Source organism: Pseudomonas sp. 65/3-MNA-CIBAN-0223, assembly GCF_040310425.1.
GTDB classification, from domain to species: domain Bacteria; phylum Pseudomonadota; class Gammaproteobacteria; order Pseudomonadales; family Pseudomonadaceae; genus Aquipseudomonas; species Aquipseudomonas gregormendelii.
Map to the genome: position 1 here is coordinate 1 of NZ_JBEOPV010000250.1, position 253 is coordinate 253.

Annotated in this window: 1 protein-coding gene; it reads right to left on the minus strand. The window is 62.5% G+C overall.

From position 1 onward, the window contains the following. On the minus strand, positions 1–253 hold a 253-nt coding region (locus AAEZ09_RS28775), incomplete at both ends, for an alpha-amylase family glycosyl hydrolase (protein WP_350601737.1).

Genomic DNA, 253 nt, shown 5'->3' on the forward strand with positions numbered 1-253 from the left:
GCACTACCAGCTCGATGATGACGTGCAGGCCCAGCTCTTCGGCCTTCTCCAAAAGCGCGACGATGTCGGCCAGATCACCGAAGCGTTCGTCCACCTGTAGATGGTCCGTGATGTCGTAGCCCGCGTCGTCGAATGGCGATTGATAGAACGGCATCAGCCATACGGCCGTGCAGCCGAGGCCGCGGATGTAGTCGAGGCGCTCGGTGATGCCGCGCAGGTCGCCGCAGCCGTCGCCGTTGCTGTCACGAAATAG